This is a genomic window from Microbacterium sp. NPDC060117, assembly GCF_042729315.1.
GTDB lineage: Bacteria > Actinomycetota > Actinomycetes > Actinomycetales > Microbacteriaceae > Microbacterium.
Genome location: NZ_JBHWXR010000001.1, coordinates 1,138,832 through 1,159,023, shown reverse-complemented (window position 1 = coordinate 1,159,023; position 20,192 = coordinate 1,138,832). Strand labels below are relative to the sequence as shown.

The 20,192-nt window shown below is 71.0% G+C and carries 17 protein-coding genes; 9 read left to right on the top strand and 8 right to left on the bottom strand.

The window, feature by feature from the left end; all coding sequences use genetic code 11:
• The first annotated feature begins 49 nt into the window (after positions 1–49).
• The 3 genes from ACFWCK_RS05215 (at position 50) to ACFWCK_RS05205 (ending at position 2,886) form a co-directional block, all read left to right on the top strand.
• Positions 50–673, top strand: coding sequence for a GNAT family N-acetyltransferase (locus ACFWCK_RS05215; RefSeq protein WP_378804878.1), 624 nt, complete (start codon positions 50–52; stop codon positions 671–673).
• Between the two features lie 124 nt (positions 674–797).
• The gene (locus ACFWCK_RS05210; RefSeq protein WP_378804877.1) at positions 798–1,406 is read left to right on the top strand and encodes a PadR family transcriptional regulator; all 609 of its coding nucleotides are present in this window, start codon (positions 798–800) and stop codon (positions 1,404–1,406) included.
• Positions 1,399–2,886 carry a DHA2 family efflux MFS transporter permease subunit gene (locus ACFWCK_RS05205; protein WP_378804876.1) on the top strand — a complete coding sequence of 496 codons (1,488 nt, stop codon included), beginning with the start codon at positions 1,399–1,401 and terminating at the stop codon, positions 2,884–2,886. The genes ACFWCK_RS05210 and ACFWCK_RS05205 overlap by 8 nt, the downstream gene beginning before the upstream one ends.
• Positions 2,887–3,063: 177 nt before the next feature.
• On the opposite strand, the gene purD is transcribed toward ACFWCK_RS05205, so the two are convergent.
• Both purD and ACFWCK_RS05195 read right to left on the bottom strand, forming a co-directional pair.
• Positions 3,064–4,341 (bottom strand): phosphoribosylamine--glycine ligase, encoded by a 1,278-nt coding sequence (gene purD / locus ACFWCK_RS05200; RefSeq protein WP_378804875.1) that lies wholly within the window; start codon positions 4,339–4,341, stop codon positions 3,064–3,066.
• 290 nt (positions 4,342–4,631) lie between these two features.
• The gene (locus ACFWCK_RS05195; protein ID WP_378804874.1) at positions 4,632–5,312 is read right to left on the bottom strand and encodes an NUDIX hydrolase; all 681 of its coding nucleotides are present in this window, start codon (positions 5,310–5,312) and stop codon (positions 4,632–4,634) included.
• Between the two features lie 67 nt (positions 5,313–5,379).
• Between ACFWCK_RS05195 and ACFWCK_RS05190 the strand changes: the two genes are divergently transcribed.
• Both ACFWCK_RS05190 and ACFWCK_RS05185 read left to right on the top strand, forming a co-directional pair.
• On the top strand, positions 5,380–5,748 hold the full coding sequence (locus ACFWCK_RS05190; RefSeq protein ID WP_233312500.1) for a sterol carrier family protein: 369 nt from the start codon (positions 5,380–5,382) through the stop codon (positions 5,746–5,748).
• A gap of 44 nt (positions 5,749–5,792) precedes the next feature.
• The gene (locus ACFWCK_RS05185) at positions 5,793–6,110 is read left to right on the top strand and encodes a potassium transporter Trk (RefSeq protein ID WP_233312499.1); all 318 of its coding nucleotides are present in this window, start codon (positions 5,793–5,795) and stop codon (positions 6,108–6,110) included.
• A 266-nt stretch (positions 6,111–6,376) separates the two neighbouring features.
• On the opposite strand, the gene ACFWCK_RS05180 is transcribed toward ACFWCK_RS05185, so the two are convergent.
• The 3 genes from ACFWCK_RS05180 to ACFWCK_RS05170 all read right to left on the bottom strand — a co-directional run bounded on the left by ACFWCK_RS05180 (position 6,377) and on the right by ACFWCK_RS05170 (position 10,093).
• Positions 6,377–6,976: a zinc-binding alcohol dehydrogenase gene (locus ACFWCK_RS05180; RefSeq protein ID WP_378804873.1), complete on the bottom strand. Its 600-nt coding sequence runs from the start codon at positions 6,974–6,976 to the stop codon at positions 6,377–6,379.
• A 133-nt stretch (positions 6,977–7,109) separates the two neighbouring features.
• Positions 7,110–8,360 carry a serine hydrolase domain-containing protein gene (locus ACFWCK_RS05175; protein ID WP_378804872.1) on the bottom strand — a complete coding sequence of 417 codons (1,251 nt, stop codon included), beginning with the start codon at positions 8,358–8,360 and terminating at the stop codon, positions 7,110–7,112.
• Complete coding sequence (locus ACFWCK_RS05170; RefSeq protein WP_378804871.1) at positions 8,357–10,093, bottom strand: biotin carboxylase; 1,737 nt, start codon at positions 10,091–10,093, stop codon at positions 8,357–8,359. Before ACFWCK_RS05170 ends, ACFWCK_RS05175 begins: the two co-directional genes overlap by 4 nt.
• 231 nt (positions 10,094–10,324) lie before the next feature.
• Here ACFWCK_RS05170 and purM point away from each other — a divergent pair, with 231 nt between their 5' ends.
• From purM to ACFWCK_RS05150, 4 genes are read left to right on the top strand one after another with little or no spacing between them, the layout of a single operon-like run.
• Positions 10,325–11,440: a phosphoribosylformylglycinamidine cyclo-ligase gene (gene purM / locus ACFWCK_RS05165; protein ID WP_378804870.1), complete on the top strand. Its 1,116-nt coding sequence runs from the start codon at positions 10,325–10,327 to the stop codon at positions 11,438–11,440.
• Between the two features lie 5 nt (positions 11,441–11,445).
• Entirely contained in the window at positions 11,446–12,921 is a 1,476-nt protein-coding gene (gene purF / locus ACFWCK_RS05160) for an amidophosphoribosyltransferase (RefSeq protein ID WP_233312495.1), read from the top strand.
• Complete coding sequence (locus tag ACFWCK_RS05155; RefSeq protein ID WP_378804869.1) at positions 12,918–14,258, top strand: MFS transporter; 1,341 nt, start codon at positions 12,918–12,920, stop codon at positions 14,256–14,258. The genes purF and ACFWCK_RS05155 overlap by 4 nt, the downstream gene beginning before the upstream one ends.
• A 46-nt stretch (positions 14,259–14,304) precedes the next feature.
• The gene (locus ACFWCK_RS05150; protein WP_378804868.1) at positions 14,305–14,559 is read left to right on the top strand and encodes a hypothetical protein; all 255 of its coding nucleotides are present in this window, start codon (positions 14,305–14,307) and stop codon (positions 14,557–14,559) included.
• Positions 14,560–14,675: 116 nt separating this feature from the next.
• On the opposite strand, the gene ACFWCK_RS05145 is transcribed toward ACFWCK_RS05150, so the two are convergent.
• From ACFWCK_RS05145 to ACFWCK_RS05135, 3 genes are all read right to left on the bottom strand, one after another.
• On the bottom strand, positions 14,676–15,857 hold the full coding sequence (locus tag ACFWCK_RS05145; RefSeq protein ID WP_378804867.1) for a metallophosphoesterase family protein: 1,182 nt from the start codon (positions 15,855–15,857) through the stop codon (positions 14,676–14,678).
• The gene (locus ACFWCK_RS05140; RefSeq protein ID WP_378804866.1) at positions 15,854–17,992 is read right to left on the bottom strand and encodes a DUF5054 domain-containing protein; all 2,139 of its coding nucleotides are present in this window, start codon (positions 17,990–17,992) and stop codon (positions 15,854–15,856) included. The genes ACFWCK_RS05145 and ACFWCK_RS05140 overlap by 4 nt, the downstream gene beginning before the upstream one ends.
• Before the next feature lie 122 nt (positions 17,993–18,114).
• On the bottom strand, positions 18,115–20,073 hold the full coding sequence (locus ACFWCK_RS05135) for a glycoside hydrolase family 5 protein (RefSeq protein WP_378804865.1): 1,959 nt from the start codon (positions 20,071–20,073) through the stop codon (positions 18,115–18,117).
• Positions 20,074–20,192: the final 119 nt, after the last annotated feature.

The window sequence follows — 20,192 nt, the reverse complement described above, 5'->3', positions numbered from 1 at the left end:
CCTCGCGCACGGCGGGCGCGATGTCCGGGGCTCGGCGTAGCCTGCCCGGGTGAGCGCCGACCTCCCCCACGAGATCCTGACGGACCGCCTCCGGTTGAGCCGGCCGGAGTCGGACGACCTCGATGCGATGTTCGCGATCTACAGCGACCCCCGCGTGTGGACGCACTTCCCGAGTCTGCGGCCGACGGATCCGGAGCGCATCGCCGCGATGCTCGGGCGGTGGGCGGACAGCTGGCGGATCCACGGACTCGGATCCTGGATCGTGCGGCTCCGCGACACCGGCGAGGTGATCGGCAACGGCGGCTGCACGATGCTCCCGGTGCACGAGCCGGGGGTGCATGAGTCGGGGGTGCGGCATCCCGGTGCGGACTCCGGCGACTCCGCCCGCGTGTGGAACCTCGGCTATCGCCTCTCCGCGGACCACCACGGTCATGGCTACGCGACCGAGGTGTCGCGGGCCGCGCTCGTCGCGGCGGCGCAGGTCGCTCCGGAGATCCCGGTGATCGCCTTCCTCGTCGAGCACAACCGTGCCTCGGCCGCGGTGGCGGAGAAGGTCGGGCTGCGTCTGGTGCACCGCGCTCCCGATGCGGACAACCCGGATCCCGCCGTGATGCGGCTCGTCTACGCGGACCGAGCGCTGACGCCGGCGCAGCAGGAGACGGCGTTGCGGTGAACCCGACAGCGAGCGGGCGCCGTGGAGTCCTGGAGGCGCGAGCCCCGCGGGGCTGGTGGGGATGGTCGAAGTCGCGTATAGTCCAATTCGACTAGTCCACATGGACTAGTCGGGATGGAGTGAAGTGAAGGATCCGGCGCTCACCCCGTTGGGGGTGATGGTGCTCGCACTGCTGAGCGAGGGCGACATGCACCCTTACGAGATGGCGCGGCTGCTGCGCGCCCGCCGCGACGACCGGATCATCCCGATCTCCCACGGCACGCTGTACCACACCGTGTCCCGCCTGCACGGACAGGGACTGCTCGAGGAGGTCGGCGTCGATCGCGACGGCAACCGCCCCGAGCGCACCACCTACGCGGTCACCCCGGCGGGCGCGGATGCGGTGCGCGAGTGGGTGCGCCGCGAGCTCGGCGGCAGCCGGCGGCAGACGCCCTTCCGCGTCGCGCTGGCCGAGGCGCACAACCTCGACCGGGACGAGGCGGTCGACCTGCTCACCCAGCGGCTCGCGCTGCTCCGCGAGGAGCTCGAGACGCTGGACGGCGTGCTGGACGGTGCCGAGACCCGCGAGGTCCCCGAGCAGTATCTCCTCGAGCCCTTCCGGCACCGCTTGATGCTGCAGGCGGAGATCGACTGGCTCGGCACGCTGATCCCCCGGATCGCCTCCTCCGACTTCTCCTGGGGGCCCGATCCCGACCACCTTCTTGCCAAACGAAAGGCACACCAGAATGGCTGAAACCATCGGCACGTCGACCGGCGCCTACGCCGCCGGCCACAAGCCGAAGAGCCCGTGGCCCGCCCTCTGGGCGCTGGTCATCGGCTTCTTCATGATCCTCGTGGACACCACGATCGTCTCGGTCGCGAACCCGGCCATCAAGGCCGCCCTCGACCCGTCGACGAACAACCTCGACAACGTCGTGTGGGTGACCAGCGCCTACCTGCTCGCCTACGCCGTGCCGCTGCTGATCACCGGCCGTCTCGGTGACCGGTTCGGTCCGAAGAACATCTATCTGATCGGCCTGACGATCTTCACCCTGGCCTCGCTCGGCTGCGGTCTCTCCAACTCCCTCGGGATGCTGATCGCCTTCCGCGCGGTGCAGGGTCTTGGCGCCGCGCTGATGACACCGCAGACCATGGCGGTCATCACGCGCACCTTCCCGGCCGAGCGCCGTGGTGCCGCGATGGGGCTGTGGGGCGCGACGGCGGGCGTCGCGACGCTCGTGGGCCCGCTCGCCGGCGGCCTGCTGGTGGACGCCTTCGGATGGGAGTGGATCTTCTTCATCAACCTCCCGGTGGGCGTGATCGGCTTCGTGCTGGCCTGGATCCTCGTCCCGCGCCTGAAGACGCACGAGCACCGGTTCGACATGGTCGGCGTCGTGCTCAGCGCGCTCGGGCTGTTCCTCATCGTGTTCGGGCTGCAGGAGGGCCAGCACTACGACTGGGCCGGATGGATCTGGGTCATGATCGGGGCCGGCGTCGTCGTGATGGGAGTCTTCATCTGGCAGCAGGCGAAGACCCGCAGCGAGCCGCTGGTGCCGCTCGGCCTGTTCCGCGACCGCAACTTCTCGGTCGCGAACTTCGGGATCGCCGCCGTCGGGTTCACCGTGACGTCGATGTCCCTGCCGATGATGTTCTTCTACCAGCTCGCCCGCGGTCTCACGCCGACCCAGGCGGCGCTGCTGCTGATCCCGATGGCCGTGCTGTCGGGTGTGCTCGCTCCGATCGCGGGTCGCATCCTCGACCGGGTGGATCCGAGGATCCTGCTCGTACCGGGCCTCGGGCTCACCACGCTCGCGCTGATCTGGTACGGCCTGCTGATGAACCCGGACACCCCGATCTGGATGTTCCTGCTGCCGTCCGCGCTGATGGGCATCGGCCAGGCAGGGATGTGGGGCCCGCTGGCCACCACCGCGACGCGCAACCTCGCGCCGCGGCAGGCGGGCGCGGGTGCGGGCATCTACAACACGACCCGCACCATCGGATCCGTCCTGGGATCGGCCGCCATCGCCGCGCTCATGCAGGGCCGGCTCGAGGCGAACCTCCCGGGGGCCGCCAGCCACGGCGGCGACTTCGGCACCGGCAAGCTGCCCGAGTTCGTGGTGGCGGGGTTCTCCACGGCCATGGCGCAGTCGATGATCCTGCCCGCCGTCGTGCTGTTCCTCGGCGTGATCGGGATCCTGTTCATGCAGCGTCCGGAGCACCTCGTGAAGCGCTGAGGTCGGTGTCGCCGCGGACTGGCCCACCTGGCGCGGGCTCATCTCGCCGATACCCCCTCTGAGCGCCGATACCCCCTCGCACGGACGTCCGTGCGAGGGGGTATCGGCGCCGCGAGGGGGTTTCGACGTTGAGCGTGGGTCGACGTCCGCGGCGGACGGAGTCCGGCCCGCCCCCGCCTACTGTGCGACGCGGGCGGCGATGTCGGTGCGGTACTGCGCACCGTCGAGGCGGATCCGGCCGATCGCCTCGTAGGCGCGGGCGCGGGCGTCGGCGAAGTCGGATCCGGTCGCGACCACGTTCAGCACCCGGCCGCCGGTGGCGATGAGGTTGCCGCCCGGTGCGTCGGGGCCCGCGGTCGCGGCGTGCACGATGCCGACGCCCTCGACGGCCGCCGCTTCGGCCAGGCCCTCGATCGGGCGGCCGGTCTGCGGCGCCTCGGGGTAGCCTTCGCTCGCGAGCACCACGGTGATCGCGACGTCGCCGGAGAACTGCGGCTGCGGCTGGTCCTCGAGGGTGCCGGTCGCGGCGGCGAGCAGCAGCTGCGACAGCGGGGTGCGCAGGCGCGGCAGCACGACCTGGGTCTCGGGGTCGCCGAAGCGCGCATTGAACTCGATCACGCGCACGCCGGCGGGCGTGAGGATGAGGCCGGCGTAGAGCAGGCCGATGAACGGCGTGCCCTCGGCGTCGAGCTGCTTCACGACGGGGAGGGCGACGGTGCGGGTGACCTCCTCGACGAATGCCGCCTCGCTGCCGAACTGCTCGTCGAGCCAGGGCAGCGGGGAGTAGGCACCCATGCCTCCGGTGTTCGGCCCCTCGTCGCCGTCGAGGGCGCGCTTGAAGTCCTGCGCGGGGCTCAGGGCGCGCACCGTGTCGCCGTCGCTGAGGAAGAACAGCGAGACCTCGGCTCCGGTGAGGAACTCCTCGATGAGCACCGGCCCGTGCGGCAGGTAGTGCTCCGCGTGCGCGAGGGCGGCGGCGCGGTCGGAGGTGACGATCACGCCCTTGCCCGCGGCCAGGCCGTCGGCCTTCACGACGTACGGCGCACCGAGATCGTCGAACGCCGCCTCGACCTGCGCCGTCGTGGCCGCGCGCACGGCGCGACCGGTCGGCACGGAGGCCGCCTCCATGATCCGCTTCGCGAACGCCTTGGACCCCTCCAGCTGTGCCGCTGCGCGACCCGGGCCGAAGACGGGGATCCCGTGCTCGCGGACCACGTCGGCGACGCCCGCGACGAGCGGCGCCTCGGGGCCGATGACGACGAGGTCGACGGCGTGCTCGTCGGCGAAGGCGCGCACGGCGGAGCCGTCCATCGGATCCACCTCGACCAGGGTCGCGTGCTGCGCGATGCCGGCGTTGCCGGGGGCGCAGAGGATCTCGTGGCCCTTGCGCTCGGCGCGCAGGGCGAGGATGATCGCGTGCTCACGGGCACCGGAACCGAGGACGAGGATCTTCACCCCGCAAGCCTACCGAGCGGGCGCATGCGGATGACGGTCGGCGACGGATGCCCGGGCGGTGCGACGGATGCAGGACCGTGCGGCGGGGTGGCCGGGCGGTGCGACGGACACCGGCTCGGCGGCGGGTTGGTCGGGTGATGCGACGGATGCAGGACCGTGCGACGGATGCAGGGCCGGATCGCCGGAACCGTCCTGCATCCGTCGCGTGATCCTGCAGACGGCGCCGCGGATCCGGGCAGGATGCGCCGGCATCACGGCATCACGGCATCACGGCACGATGCGGCCGCGCCTCACAGCGTGATCGGGCGCTCCACGGATCGATCCCACGGGATCGTCCACCCGGCGGCCTCGAACAGGCCGTCCAGCACGCCGGCGGTGAAACCCCACACGATCGTGCCGTCGATGTCGAACGCCGGCCCGCGATAGGTCGCGCCAGCGCGGCTCAGCGTCGAGGTGAACCGGCTGGCGGGGTCGAGCAGCTGCGCGACCGGGACCCGGAACACCTCCACAGTCTCGGCGTGGTCGACCGCAGCGACGCGCGACGGCACTCGCCACCAGGCGAGCACCGGCGTGACCAGGTGGTTGCTCGCGGCGAGCGGCAGATCCGGCAGCGAGGCGAGCACTTCCACCCCGGACGGATCCAGGCCGGTCTCCTCCTGGGCCTCGCGCAACGCCGTGGCCGCGGCGTCCACGTCCTCCGGCTCGCTGCGTCCGCCGGGGAACGACACCTGGCCCGGGTGCGAGTTCAGGGTGCGCGCCCTGCGCTGCAGCAGCACGTCCAGGTCGGCGGCGACCGTCGCCTCGTCGGCGCGCGCCGGGATGCTGTCGAGTCGGCCGAACAGCATCAGCACCGCCGCGGGCACGGGCTCGTTGACGATCTGCGGGTACGGCGGCAGCCACGACTCGCCGCGCTGCACGGCGGCGAGGAGCTCGGCGCGCGCGCCGCGCAGGGTCTGTGTGTCCGCGGTCATCGCTCCGAGCCTACGCCCGCCCCACCCGGCAGGCGCGGGAACCCCGCCACCCGCCTACGCTGGATGCATGGCGAGCAGGATCGACACGGCGGCGGGGCGCGCGGCGCTCGACGCGGCCCGTGCCGCGCTCGCCGCCGGGGAGAGGCCCGCGCGTTCCGACTACGCCATGGGCGTGCGCTATCTGCTGCAGCTGCTCGACGAGAAGGCTCCGGGCAACAGCGTGGAGGTGCGGGTCCCGCCGTTCGGCGCCGTGCAGGTGGTGCAAGGGCCGCGGCACACCCGCGGCACCCCGCCGAACGTCGTCGAGCTGGATCCGGCCACGTGGATCGCCGTCGCGACCGGAGCCGAGACCTGGGCCGCCGCCCTCGAGGCGGGCCGCATACACGCCTCCGGCACTCGCGCCGACCTCACCGCGCTGCTGCCGCTGCGGCCCTGATCGCCCTCGGGGACGCGCACAGGTGCGCGTGGGACAATGGATCCATGAGCACGTCGCAGCCGCACCGCACGCCCGAGATCGTCGAGGCACGCGTTCGTCGTGCACCGCGCTGGGGCGTCTTCCTCGGCATCGGCGTAGGGCTGGGCGTGGTGCTCGCGTTCCTGCTGACCGTGTTCGGCAACTTCGACGCCTCGGAGGCCACGCAGGTCGCCTACCCGTTCGGGCAGGTGTTCGGCTTCCTGCTGCTGTGGACGGTGCCGGCCGGCGTCGCCGTGTTCGGCGTCCTCGCGCTGCTGCTCGAGCGAGTGGCCCGCCGCAGCGAGCGCGTGGTGCGCGTCGACCACGAGACGATCGCCGAATAGCCCGCGCGGAAGCGCGAGCACCGGGCGCGGCTGGCCCCGTTCGAGCACGTGGGCGCAGGGGGCGGCTGGCCTTGCGCGAGCACCCGCGCGGCCGTTTCGGGGCGTGTTTCCACGTTTTGGGGCGCCTCGCGCCGGGTTTGGCGGTGGTGGCGCGCCCCAAACGGCCAGATCGCGCCCCAAACGGGACCACGCGAGCACCGGAGGCCGAGCAACCTCCCGTCCTGAAGGGGCGGAGCAGCTCCACGCGCCGACCGCGTGAGCGCCGTTCAGGCCACTTCGGCGATGACGGGGCGGATGGCGCTGTCGAAGTCGACCGGGTCGTGCCGGAGGCTGTCGGTCACCGCGATGCTGAACGCCCCGATGCGCCAGATCCCGCGCTGCGCGAGCGGCAGCACGTGCACGTTGAGCTCGAAGGAGTGCGCCCGGCGCCCGGTGTCGCGCTCGAACTCCGCGAGCGCCGCGGCGTAGGCCCGGTACGGGTCACCGGTGCCCGAGACCGACTTCGAATAGCGCTGCTGCGCCTCGTTCGCGTAGCGCACCACCTCTGCGGCGAGCGGTGCGATGGCCGCGCGCAGCCGTTCGGCTCCGACGGCCGGCAGCGCGACGATCGTGTCGAAGCCGTGGATGAGCTCGAGCGGAGCGGCGGAGGGGTGCGTCTCCGGTTCGACCGTCATGTCCCAGTACGCCCGCCATTGACGTTCGAGGGCGTCGTCCGCCCCGGCGTCGTCGAACGCGCGCAGCGGATGATCCCTCAGCGTGGGGAGTTCGGCGGGGGTCCGTATCCCGAGTCGCTGGCGCAGCGCGAGCGCGACGAGCACCGGGATCCCGGCCTCCTCGCGCACCAGCCACTGCGGCTTGTCGACCATGGCCCCATCGTACGGATTCCGGGGGGCTCCGGGCGTGGAGATTCCGGGTTCGAGGAGCGATGTCTGTCGGGTTCGGATCCGAAACGCGACAGACATCGCTCCCCGACCGAGAGATTCGGCCGGGTCGACTCGGTCAGCGGATCGTGCGGGCGACGGCGTCGAAGGCCTTGATCGTCCACAGCAGCCGCTCTGCGTCCTGCGGGGTGGGCCAGCTGGAGAGCTTGGCGGCAACGACGTTCGCCGGGCGGTTGACGTAGATCATCTGGCCGTGGATGCCGAGTGCGAGGAAGACGTCCGACCCCGGGTACGGGAACCAGAACCCGTTGCGGTACATGCCGCCGGGCATGAGCGTCGGCTCCGCGGCGTTGGCGAAGGCCGCCCGGGAGTCCGGTGCGCCGGTCATCGTCTCGGCGATCCAGGACGAGGGGAGAACCTGCTTCCCGTCCATCGCCGCCCCGTCGCGCAGGAACAGCGTGCCGAAGCGCAGCAGATCCCGCAGCGACGCCGAGACGCCGCCGTCGAACATGCCCGCACCGACCGCGTCCACGCCGACGTTGGCGCCGGACTCCGCCCCCATCGGCCCCCACAGCCGCTCGGACATGAGATCGGCCGCGTGCATCCCCGTCGCGCCCTCGAGCACGAACGCGAGCGCGTCCGTCTCGCAGGACTTGTAGTCGAAACGGCCGCCGTGCGGCCCGTCCGCGCCCAGCGTGGCGAGGAAGTCGCGAAGCGTGCCCGGGGTGTCGGGGTGCCGGCGGGGCGCCCAGCCGATGGCCTCCTCGAGCAGGCGGACCTCGGCGTTCTCATCCAGATACGCCTCCGAGAACCGCACACCGGTGCGCATGTCGAGAAGGTCGCGCACGCGTGCGCCGTCGTAGCCGGATCCGATCAGCGCCGGGACGTAGGCGGTGACCTGCGCGCCCGCATCCAGCGCGCCGGCGCCCATGAGGGTGCCGGCCACCGCCGTCGTGAGCGACTTGCTCACCGACATCAGCAGGTGCAGCACACTCGGGGACATCGTGCCGACGTACTGCTCGCCCATGACCGCGCCGTCGCGACAGGCGATCCAGCCGTCCGTGAAGGTCGAAGCCATCACGTCCTCGAACGGCGCCGAGCGCTGCTCCCACGGATGCGGGACGTCGATGTGGCTGAGGTCCGCCGGAACCGAGGGCAGCGCGAGCGTGCGTCCTCGCGAGGAGATCTCGTGCACCGGCAGGAAGTCCGCCATGTGCTGCATCGACCAGCGGAGGTTGGGCTCCTGCTGCCAGGCCTCGAGCGGGGGGATGAACCCGTCGATCGGCCGCGGGCCGTCCGGTGCACCGCCCGTCGCCGGTATCGTGCCGTTCCAGGTGTCCGTCGACGGGGGTGTCACATCACCGCTCATGGTGTCGGTTCGGTTCCGATCTGCTCGCGCTCGTGCTCGTCGATCTCCGCCGCGGGCGGCAGCGGCGTGGCCGCGTACATCGCCCGGATGGACTCGATGAGGTGCTTCGCGCGGATGGACAGGCGCCCCGTGGGCGTCTGCAGCCGGCCCTTGGTGACCAGGATCCCCAGATCCGCGCCCTTCCAACGGTAGTCGCCCGGGCCGTAGATCCGCAGGAAGAACGATTCCGACTCGCTGCCGAGCAGGTGCCAGTCCAGGTCGCCCTGCGAGAACGCGAGGCGGCCGTAGGCGTCCAGCACATACCTCCCGGTGGGCGGAGCCACGTCGATGTGCTCCACGGTCGGATCCGTGTGCTTGATGATCATGTGGCTCCACTGGTCGGCGGCGGCGAGCTCCTCCCAGCGGTCGTTGATCTCGTCGACGTCGAGATCGAACTCCACCCCGGCGTACTCGAGGAGATGGAACACGAACAGCGGCACGTCGGCGTAGGCGCCCGCCGTCACGTTCGTGATCGCCGAAGCCCCGGAGATGCGCGGGTTCAGCTCGCCGAGGTACACGTCGCCGGTGTCGGTGTCCAGCAGCACGTCGACCTCGAAGAATCCGCGGTAGCCCTCGGCGCTCAGCGCGTCGCCGAGCTTGCGCACGAGGCTGGTGGCGGTGCGTCGGGTCGCGTCGTCGAGCACATCCGGGAACATCTCGTTGCCGGCCCAGCCGCCGCGATACGGCGTGAGCTCCTTGTGCCCGGTGATCTCGGTCATGAAGGGGCCGACGATCGTGCCGTGCCGGGTGAGCACCGCCTCGACGGCGATCGGGCGGTTGTTGATCCGCTTCATGACCTTGAGCTCGGATCCGATGATCTCCTTCGCGTTCTTGCCGAACGAGGCGGGATCGGTGATGAAGTACGTGGTCTTGCCGGAGTCGCCGTAAGCGGTCTGCACGACGAGATCGGATCCGAGTCCCGCCTTCTCGGCCTGCTCCTGCAGGTCCTCGAACGAGCTCACGGTCGTGATGATGTTGGGCACGCTGGGCACGCCGACGGAGTCGGCGATCCGGGTGGTCACCATCTTCGAGTCGAGGCGCTCCCGCAGCGACGCCTTGGGCAGGATCAGCTCGTAGCCGAGCTCTTCGCAGATCGCCTCGGTCTCCTCGTCGAAGAACACCAGCGCGATGCGCGGCTTCTCACCGGCCGGAGTGAGCCGGGCGATGTGCGCGCGCACCTCGTGATGGCGCAGCAGCCAGTTGTTGATCTGCTCTCCGCTCTCCCACTCGACGTACGGCTTGTGGATCGGACTGAACACCCGCGGATGAGCACCCTGCCAGCTGTCGTAGTAGGCGATGTAGGAGAACCCCCGCACCCAACGGTCCAGCCCCAGCAGGTTGAACGACGAGGCGCCCACGAAGAAGATCGGGGTGCGGTTGGTGCGGAAGTAGTGCCGGATCTCCGACATGTTCCTCAGCCCGTGACGGCGGGCCGGAGCCTGTCCGGCCGCGATCTCGGGATCGAGCGTGGGTGCGGCCACCGGCAGCGGACCCGTGTTCGCCGACGTGGCGGGCATCGGCACCGGCTTGCGTGCGCGCGATCGTGACCCGCTCGTCGTCTTCGCCGCCGGCGTGAGCGGATCCTGGGCGACCGCGTCGCTCGACGCGCGGCGTCGAGGGGTGGGCCTCTTCGCGGCGGGCGTCTCCTCCGCCGGAGCAGGGGCGGATCCCTTGTCCTTCTGCGTGCGTGCCACGATCGTCCTCTCCATTCTCGAGGGCACGGCATCGTCGCCGTGCGATCTCGCTTCCGGTGCGTCCATGCACCTTCAGGGGTCTCTCAGGATCGGGGGAGTCAAGTCTTACCAGGTCCGCCGACGATGCACCAGGACATTTCGGATCCGGGCCGTCCCGGACGTGCGGTCCGGTCCAGATGACGGCGGTCTCCGCCGGGTCTTCGCACAGCCGCCCGCCGGTAGGATTGTCGGGTGTCCTCCCGCACCTATGCTGAGGCCGGCGTCGATACGGCAGCCGGCGATCGCGCCGTCGAACTCATGAAGTCCGCCGTCCGTGCCACGCACGGACCCGAGGTGCTCGGCGGGGTCGGCGGATTCGCCGGTCTCTTCGACGCCTCCGCCCTGCTCGGCTATCGCCGGCCGCTGCTCGCGTCGAGCACCGACGGCGTCGGCACGAAGGTGGCGATCGCGCAGGCCATCGACAAGCACGACACGATCGGGCACGACCTGGTCGGCATGGTCGTCGACGACATCGTCGTGGTCGGAGCCAAGCCGCTGTTCATGACCGACTACATCGCCTGCGGCAAGGTGTTCCCCGAGCGCATCGCCGACATCGTGCGCGGCATCGCCGAGGCCTGCGAGCTCACCGGCACCGCCCTCGTCGGCGGCGAGACGGCCGAGCACCCCGGTCTGCTGGGCGTCGACGACTACGACGTCGCGGGCGCGGCGACCGGGATCGTCGAGGCGGATCGGATCCTCGGGTCCGAGCGCGTGCAGGACGGCGACGTCGTGCTCGCCCTCGCCTCCAGCGGCCTGCACTCCAACGGATACTCCCTCGTGCGGCACATCCTCGCCAAGGCCGGCATCGGCTACGGGGACCGCGCCGACGACCTGGGCGCGACCTGGGGCGAGGCGCTGCTGACCCCCACCCGCCTGTACACGACCCCGCTGCTCGGGCTGACCGACCGGTTCGAGGGCGCCGTGCACTCGCTCAGCCACGTCACCGGCGGCGGCATCGCCGCGAATCTGGCCCGAGTGCTGCCGCAGGGGTCCTGGGCCGAGGTCGACCGCTCCACGTGGTCGCCGGCTCCGGTGTTCCGCGTGCTGAGCGACCTCGCCGGCACCACGCTGGAGTCCAGCGAGGGCACCTGGAACCTCGGCATCGGCTTCCTCGCGGTCGTCGACGCCTCCTCCGCCACTGCGATCGCCGACGCGCTCACGGCCGGGGGCATCGACACCTGGCAGGTCGGGACGGTGCGGCTCGACTCCGTCGCCGCGCGCCCGGCCGGCGAATTCGAACAGGGCGCCAAGGGCGTCGACGGCGGTGCCGTGCGCCTGGTCGGCGCCTACGCGGACGGAGCGAACTGACACCCATGTGCGGCATCGTCGGAATGGTCGGGCACGCCCCGGTCAACCAGGACATCTACGACGCGCTCCTTCTGCTGCAGCACCGCGGGCAGGACGCGACCGGCATCGCCACGGCCGAGCCCAGCGGCGTCATGCACATGGCCAAGGCGGAGGGCATGGTGCGCGAGGCGTTCCGCACCCGCGACATGCGCTCGCTGCTCGGCAACGTCGGCCTCGGCCACGTCCGCTACGCCACCAAGGGCACCGCGTCGAGCGAGGAGGAGGCCCAGCCGTTCTACGTGAACGCGCCCTACGGCATCGTCCTCATCCACAACGGCAACCTCACGAACACGCGCGAGCTCACCGCCGACATGGCGCACCGCGACCGCCGTCACCTGAACTCCTCGAGCGACACCGAGCTGCTGCTGAACGTGCTCGCGCACGAGCTGCAGACCACGACCTCGACCGTCGATCTCGACTCCGAGCGCATCTTCGAGGCCGTGGCCCGCACGCACAAGCGGATCGAGGGCGCCTACGCCGTCATCGCGATCCTCGCCGGGTACGGACTGCTCGCGTTCCGCGATCCGTTCGGGATCCGGCCGCTGATCCTCGGCAAGCGCGTGCGACCGTCGGGGGCCTCCGGGATCGATCGGGAGGAGTGGGTCGTCGCGAGCGAGTCGCTCGTGCTCGAGAACGGCGACTACGAGATCGTCCGCGAGGTCGAGCCGGGTGAGGCCGTGTTCATCACCAACGAGGGCGAGCTGTTCACGAAGCAGTGCGCGGCGGATCCGGTTCTCGCGCCCTGCGCCTTCGAGTACGTGTATCTGGCCCGGCCCGACTCGGTCATGAACGGGATCTCCGTGTACGAGTCCCGGCTGCGCATGGGCGATCGCCTCGCCGACACGATCGCGAAGCACGTGCCGCTGGACGAGATCGACGTGGTCATGCCCATCCCCGACTCGTCGCGCCCCGCCGCGATGGAGGTCGCCCGCAAGCTCGGCATCGAGTACCGCGAGGGCTTCTACAAGAACCGCTACGTCGGCCGGACCTTCATCATGCCGGGGCAGGCGGTGCGCAAGAAGAGCGTGCGGCAGAAGCTGAACGCGATGTCGACCGAGTTCAAGGGCAAGAACGTGCTGCTCATCGATGACTCGATCGTGCGCGGCACCACCTCGAAGCAGATCATCCAGATGGCCCGCGACGCCGGGGCGAAGTCGGTGATCTTCGCGTCCGCAGCGCCGCCCATCCGGCACCCGCACGTGTACGGCATCAACATGCCGTCCAAGCACGAGCTCATCGCCCACGGCCGCACGATCCCCGAGATCGCGGAGGTGCTCGGCGCGGATCGAATGGTCTTCCAGGAGGTCGAGGACCTCAAGGCCGCGATCATGGAGGGATCCGAGCTCACCGATCTCGATCTGAGCCCCTTCGACGGCCGGTACGTCACCGGAACCGTCACCGAGGAGTACCTGGGCTGGCTCGAGGGGTCGCAGAGCTCGTGACGGCGGGCGGCCCCGAGGTCCGCCCGCTCTGGCGCGGGCGCGTCCTGGCGGTGCTCGGCATCGTGCTCGTCGCGTTCTCGCTGCGTTCGGCCGTGGCGTCGCTGTCCCCGGTCGTCGACCATGTGGCGCGCGACTTCCCGATGCCGGCGGCCGTCGTCGGCCTGATCGGCACCGCACCGCCGGTGTGCTTCGCGCTGTTCGGGCTGCTCACGCCGCTCATGGAGCGACGGCTCGGCCTCGAGCGGGTCGCGGTGATCGCCCTGGGCGCCGTCACCGTGGGGCTGGTCGCGCGCGGGCTCGCGGTCGACGCGACCACGCTGCTGATCGCCACGGCGCTCGTCTTCGCCGGCGTCGGCATGGCGAACATCCTGATGCCCCCGCTGGTGAAGAAGTACTTCCCCGACCGGCTCGGCCTGATGATGACGCTGTACACGACGGTGATGGCGTTCTCGACGTTCCTGCCCCCGCTGATCGCGGTCCCGGCGGCGGACGTCGCCGGCTGGCGGGTGTCGCTGGCCATGTGGGCCGTGTTCGCGCTCGCCGGGACGATCCCGTGGATCGTGATGCTGCTGCGCGCGCGGGCCGAGGCCACGGCCGTCGGTGCCACGGCCCCGCCCGCGGAGACCGAGGACGCGGCCGCGGCAGGAACCGATCGTCTCTCGTTCGAGGACGCCACGGCCCTCTCGACCGGCCCGATCGTCACCGCCCCGTCCAGCTCCCGCGCGTTCTCGCGCCTCGCGCGCATTCCGCTGGCCTGGGTACTCGCGGGCGTTTTCGGCACCTCCGCGAGCATGGCGTACACGGCGTTCGCGTGGTTGCCGACGATGCTCGTCGAGCACGCCGGGACGACCCCGCAGCAGGCCGGCTTCCTGCTCTCGCTGTTCGCGTTCACCGGACTTCCGGCATCCCTCATCGTGCCCGTGCTGATCGTGCGGTTCCAGGCGACGACCGCGCTCTACGTGATCGGCGCGGTGGGCGCGGTGACGGGTCTGCTCGGACTCCTGCTGTTCCCCGCCCCGTCGATCGTCTGGCTGTGGGTGCTGCTGTACGGGCTCGCCGGCCTGCTCTTCCCGCTCGCGCTCGTGCTGATCAGCATCCGCGCGCGCGAATCGGAGACCGCGGTCGCGCTGAGCGGGTTCGTGCAGAGTTGCGGCTACGTGCTCGCCGCGGTCTTCCCCTTCCTGCTCGGGGTCGTGCACACCGCGACCGGCGGCTGGCAGGTGCCGCTGATCGTGCTCACCGCGCTGCTCGTGGCGTCGATCCCCGCCGGTGTCTACGCCGGGCGCCCGGTCACCGTCGAGGCCGCCTGGGAGCGCCGCCACGGCCGGCGCTGGTGAGCTGACAGCCCGCTGACACGGTGCGAGACTGCTAGGAGCAGCGAAGATGATGGGCATTGCCATTGCAGGGATATCCCCACTTGTACTCGGCGCCATCGTGGGGCGAGTCGGTCGGAAGCTGGGCACCGCCATTGCGGGTGTGCTCGTGCTGGCCTGGTTCGGCGTGCTGGGATGGTTCGGCCTCACGGGCAAACTCGACGGCCCGGTGGTTCAAGATCTCGCGCTTTACCTCTTGATCGGCGTCGTCGCTTTTCTCATCGGTTCGAATCTCACAAGTCGCTTCTCGCCTGTGACCAAGTAGTCGAGACGAGGACTTGGACCGGCGCTGGCACCAGCGCCGGTCCTTGGCGTGTGTGGGGGGCGTGCAACCGCCGCCAGCCCCGGAAACCCCGATCGAATGAGCTGACCGGGGAGCACTCACCCGGCGGTCTTCGGATCCGGCGCAGCGCCCCGGCTCCCAGCGCAAGGGAGCAGGGTCTCCTCGATCCGCATCGCCCCGTCGAGGGTGCGCATCCGAAGGCGCAGCGACCCCGGATCCGCCTGGATGTCGATCCAGGTCGCGGCCTCCGCCGAGGAGGCGTCGATGTCGGGCCCGCCCGCGACGACCTGAGCATACGGGAACCGTGCGTCGGCGGGGATCAGCGCCGGCTCGTGCGTGTGCCCGGAGACGATGAGCTGCGCGCCCCAGGCGACGAGGGCGTCATGCCAGGCGTCGCGGCTGAACCGGCTGAACCAGTCGTAGCCCTCCGCGTCGTAGTCGGCCGGGGTCTCATCGGTCCAGCGCAGCGGGATGTGGCAGAACACGAGGCGGTAGGGCGCGTCGCGGATCTCCGGCCGCGCGATCGCCTCGCGCAGCCACAGCGCCTGCTCGGCACGCAGCGGCTCGAACGCGACGCGACCCTCGAAGGTGGGGTGCGCGTCGGGCTTGTCCTCGCCCGTGTGCAGGAAGAGGCACGCCACAGGCCCGATCCGCGCGGCGGAGAAGGGCCGGCCGTCCCTGGTCGCCACGTAGTCCTGCAACTGGAACGCCCAGTCCCCGCGGACGTCGTGGTTGCCGATCGTGATCTCGAGCGGCCGGTCGGCGCTGATGTCGCGCTGGGCGGGGGAGAGCACGGTGCTCACGAACTGGCCGGGGGTCTTCCAGTCGTTGCAGAGGTCGCCGTTCCACACCAGCAGGTCGACCGCCGGAGTCTGCTCGTCGAGGGCGCGGATCGTGTCGTCGCGCCGGTGCGTGTCGTTCCACACCGCGATCCGGGCGTGTGCGGCGGACGCATCCAGCAGGCGCACGGTCTTCCATGCGCTCACGTGCTGCGCGCCGGGGTCGCCGACCGCCTCGGTGACCGCGCGCACCTGCACCGTCGTGCCGGGGTGCATCCCCTCGGCGCGCACCCGCAGCACCTGCTCGTCCTGGGGCGTCATGCCGAACGGATCCATCCGCGCTTCACCCTCGGCGCGGTCGGTGCGCCACTCGAGCCGTCCGCGGCTGAGCCGGCTCACCGCCCACACCGCCTCGAACCCGTCCGGACGCACGGCCATGATCACCAGCGGGCTCGTCACGAGTGCGTCATCTGCGGCGGACGCGCGGCGGACGTCGGTCATCGGTTCTCCTCTGCGAAGGCGGCTGCGCCGTCGAGGTCCAGCTCGAACCGGTAGCGCAGATCGTCATCGAACCACATCCGGAAGTTCGTGCCCCACACGTTGTTGTGCAGGTTCACGGCGAATCCGTCGGCCGGATCCGGGATCTCGTCGTCGAAGCGCAGCAGCGCAGGGGTGCCGACCGCGACGAGCGGGGCGTCGATGGTGCGCAGGCGCAGCGGACGGGATCCGCGGCGCTCCACGGCCGTCACCGCGTGCAGCGTGCGGTTGCCGCGGCTCACCACGCGTCCGGGGTGCACCGGCACGCCGAGCTTGCGCAGCGCCCAGGCGTCGGCGGCGGCCTCCTCGGCCGGCGCCGGACGGAAGCCGAACCAGCTCGCCTCGGGCAGCCGCGACGCCTCTCGCCCGCACACGTCGAGCAGGATCCGGATCGGCCCTTCGCCCTGCGGGAACCGGTACTCGATGCGGGCCCGCCGCGGCGCCCCGGTCTCGGCGACGAGCTCTTCCGGGAGGGTCAGCTCGAGAAGCGCCGTGCCGTCGCCCTCCGGAGCGGTGCGGATCGTGACGCCGCGGAGCTCGGGCGCCGTCACGCGTGCGGGCAGGGTGTCGGCGATCGCGAGTCCGGGGCTCGCCTGGTCGGGGATCGCCCAGACGCCGGTGTGTCCGAGATCGCGGCAGTACTGCTGCAGCCAGCGCTCCTCGTCGCGCTCGTCGAAGGTCTGATGCCGGAAGGCGCCGAGCGTGTGCTCCGGATCCGCCCACACGGCCCCGCGCTCGTCGCGCAGCCCGGTGATCGCGCCGTCCGCCCCGAACGTCACCCGGAACCGCCCCAGCGCGACCTCCTCGCCGACGCTCACCTCGGCCTCGGCCTCGGCCTCGGGGGTGGCGGGGCCGGCGCCGGTATCCGCCGACGGACGCAGCTCGGCCAGCGCCGAGCGCGCCGCGGCGGCGCGCTCAGGGGCGAGGGCGGTGAGAGCGGCATCCAGGTGCGCGCGCTGCTCGGCCCATGACGCCTCGAAGCCGGAGTAGGTGAGGCCCTGCGGCGACGGATGCTCCGCCCACGCCCAGTCGTAGGCGCGGGTGTCCGCGGGATTCGCGGACGGATCCACGACATCGCGGGCGCGCGCAGCACGGAAGTCGGCCTTGGCGTAGTTCACGTAGTCGGGGAGGTACGTCTTCAGATCCTCGCCCCAGGTGTGCTCCACGATGCGCAGCAGGGCGACGCCGAAGTCGTGGTGCTCCGCGGACGACGGATCCAGCGCGCCGTCGCGCAGCCACGTGGTCCGCAGCCCCTGCAGCACGCCCAGTCCCGCCGTGAGCAGGGGATCGGCGCCCGCGCCGTGGATCCAGGTGTCGCCGATCTCCGCGGTCACGACGGGGAGGGCGTCGCGGTGCGCGAGCACGGCGGCGGCGAAGTCGTCCAGGTTCGATGCGACGATCCGTGCGCCGGGGTGCGCGGCCGTCAGGGCGGCGAACAGCTCCTCGACCTCGGCAGCCGAGGGCGGGCCGTTGTTGTCTCCGGTGTGCGCGAGGTGCAGCGCGTCGGATCCGCCCGGCACGACGGCGAGGTCGAGCCCCTCCGAGCCGTAGGAGCGGGCGTAGTTCACCACGACCTCGGCGCCGTCGGGTGCGCGCCACACGAAGAACTCCGGCACGTCCGGCACCGCGGAGGCGCCGTTCACGCCCAGGTGCAGGTATTCGATCCCCGCCGCGGCGAGCACGGGCACGAACCCGATGGTGTGCCCCGGCACGTCGGTCATCTTCGCGGCGATGGTGCGCCGGCCGTATCGGGCGTCCAGCCCCTGTGCGATCGACGCGGCGAACGCGGCGAGCGACGGATCCATGAGCTCGGTGTGCGTCGTGAGCGGCAGTGCGTGCCAGTGGATCCGTCCCTCGCGCAGGGCGGCGTCCAGCCGGTCCTGCTGGGCGGGTGTGCCGGCCCGCAGCACGTGATCGATCAGCCAGGACCCGGTCGTCCAGACGAACCGGGCGGGACCGCCGCGGCGCTCCAGCTCCTCGGAGAGCTCGATCGCGCGCGGCAGGTAGCGCTCGGTGTACCCGGCGATCACGTCGCGCGCGAGCGCGGTGAAGCCGATGTCGAGGTGGGTCTTGAAGACGACGTGGATCGTGTCGATCACGGCGGATCCTTCCGGGGTGGGGAATGCGGTGCAGGGGGTCGGGTCGAGGGGCGCTGTCGCGTCGCGCAGGATCGTGCGCCTGTCCCGGAGCGACGGTACGCCGTCCGGGACAGGCGCATGGGTCAGTGCAGCGGCTTGCAGAGCAGAGCGCTCGGCACGCCGCCCTGGACCCGCTGATAGGTGTAGGCGATGCCCGCGACGTACTCGCCGTCCGCGCACTGCCCCTTGAAGCGTCCGGGCGCCCAGTCGCTCGCGGTCGACCCTCCGCCTACGGGCCGGTTGTCGGCGCGGTCGAACCAGAGGGTGCGGCCGTTGCTCTGCGGCAGTGTGGTCGTGCTCGGCGCGCAGAGCAGCGTGGACGTGGCCCAGCGGTTGACCGTGCCGATGGTCAGGCTGAGGCCCACGGCGAGCTCGCCGTTCGCGCACTGCAGCTTGCTGTAGCCGCCGGCCCAGTCGGACTGCACGTTCACCTCATTGCCGACGACGTGGCGCACGGTCGTGAGGGACGGCTGCCCGGCGTCGGTGCACAGGGCGCGGTTACTGCTGCGGGACACGCCCTGGAGGCGCTCGGTGTCCGGGCAGACGCCCTTCCACTGGCCCGGATCCCAGTCGGGACGATCCTGCATGAGCGCCGAGGCGTTCGTGTCGGGCAGGTAGCTGTCGCTGCCCAGCATGTTCCAGCGCGTCGGGGTGTCGACGTGCCCGGTCTTGCCGACGGAGGTCACGAGCTTCTGCCACCCCGCGTATCGCCAGTCATCGGCGATGCTGATCCTGCTGCCATCCGGCCGGTATCCGAGCAGAGCGTAGGTGTCGGCGAACGTGCCGGCAGCGTCTGCCTGCGTGACCAGCGGCCATGCCGCGAAGTCGGTGTCGTTGGCGGCGAGCAGGTCGGTGAAGTTGTTCCACCAGTCGATGTTCTTCTGATCCGTCTCCCCGGCCCCGCGGATGCCGAACTCGCTCATCCACACCGGCGCCGTGTAGTGCTGCCCGGCGGTGGTGACGAACAGCGCCTCCTGCATCACGGCATCGGCGAGCTGCGCCGCCGTCATGTCCCGATAGCGCAGGTCGTGCGTCTCGCCGAGGCCCGTGGCGCCGGTGTGCTGCGGGCCGGTGTACGCGTACACGTGCGCCGAGTAGACGAGCTTGTCCGGGTGCAGGATCGTGTTCGACGTGTTCGCGACCGGCTTCAGCATCGGCCGGTCGTGGAAGAAGCCGTCGATCGGCGCCCCCTGCCAGTTGATGCCCTCCATCACGATGAGGACGTCCGGGTTCACCTTCTGGATCGCGATGGCCGCCTGCTGGTACGCCTTGTACAGGTCGTTGCCGTCGCCCATGCCCCAGTTCGCGTCGTCGGTCACATCTCGGCGCACCTCATTGCGCAGATCCATGCCCACGACACGCGGGTTCGTCCGGTACCGCTGGGCCAGCATGACCCAGTCCGAGATCCACTTCTCGGTGGTCTGGCTGCTGTACCACTTGGTGTTGGCGTCCACGCCGCAGCACCACAGCGACGTCGTGGTGTGGTTGTTCAGGATCACGGCGAAGCCGTCGGCGGTGAGCGCGTCGATCACGGCGTCGAAGACCTGCAGGGGCGTCTTGCCGCGCAGCTGCGGGTTCGCCGCGACCGCCGCGTCCGGCACGGCCGCCGTCATCCCGAGCATCTCGTTCGAGAACGGCAGGCGGATGCTGTTGATCCCGATCGAGTGGAAGTCGCTCATCAGGGTCGGCAGCGCCACCCGGTCCAGGCCCATCGGGATGTCGTAACTGTCGCCGCTGTTGTGCGTGGTCGGGTCGGACTTGGATCCGTTCCCGCTCCAATGCCCTTGCGCGCCATCCCAGTTCGCGGAGATGAGCTTGAACCGGTCGCCGTCCGCGTCCACCACGTAGCGCCCGCGCGTGCTCAGCGGCGCCGTCCAGCTCGCGGAGAGCTCGGCACCGGTGAGCTGCGGGATCTGGGTCGGCGTGGGGCCGGCGCCCGGTCGCGTCGAGGTCGTGGCGGCCTGAGCCGGCACGGCGAGGGCAAGGGTGAGGATCGCGCCGCTCAGCGCGATCGCCCCCTGCATCCATCGTCGTCGTTGCATGGATCCAACTCCTTCGTCTTCTGTCCATCTGGTCGGCCTCCGTCTGCCTCCGCACATCGTCCATACGGTGGAACTTCGACGGATTGGCAACGTAAACATCACGTTTCCGAACCGTGAGT

Coding starts and splice junctions, on each gene's coding strand:
- ACFWCK_RS05150 (WP_378804868.1), top strand. CDS start 14,305: ATGATGGGCATTGCCATTGCAGGGATATCCCCACTTGTACTCGGCGCC.
- ACFWCK_RS05135 (WP_378804865.1), bottom strand. CDS start 20,073: ATGCAACGACGACGATGGATGCAGGGGGCGATCGCGCTGAGCGGCGCG.
- ACFWCK_RS05205 (WP_378804876.1), top strand. CDS start 1,399: ATGGCTGAAACCATCGGCACGTCGACCGGCGCCTACGCCGCCGGCCAC.
- ACFWCK_RS05180 (WP_378804873.1), bottom strand. CDS start 6,976: ATGGTCGACAAGCCGCAGTGGCTGGTGCGCGAGGAGGCCGGGATCCCG.
- ACFWCK_RS05175 (WP_378804872.1), bottom strand. CDS start 8,360: ATGAGCGGTGATGTGACACCCCCGTCGACGGACACCTGGAACGGCACG.
- ACFWCK_RS05190 (WP_233312500.1), top strand. CDS start 5,380: ATGGCGAGCAGGATCGACACGGCGGCGGGGCGCGCGGCGCTCGACGCG.
- purF (WP_233312495.1), top strand. CDS start 11,446: ATGTGCGGCATCGTCGGAATGGTCGGGCACGCCCCGGTCAACCAGGAC.
- ACFWCK_RS05145 (WP_378804867.1), bottom strand. CDS start 15,857: ATGACCGACGTCCGCCGCGCGTCCGCCGCAGATGACGCACTCGTGACG.
- ACFWCK_RS05185 (WP_233312499.1), top strand. CDS start 5,793: ATGAGCACGTCGCAGCCGCACCGCACGCCCGAGATCGTCGAGGCACGC.
- ACFWCK_RS05195 (WP_378804874.1), bottom strand. CDS start 5,312: ATGACCGCGGACACACAGACCCTGCGCGGCGCGCGCGCCGAGCTCCTC.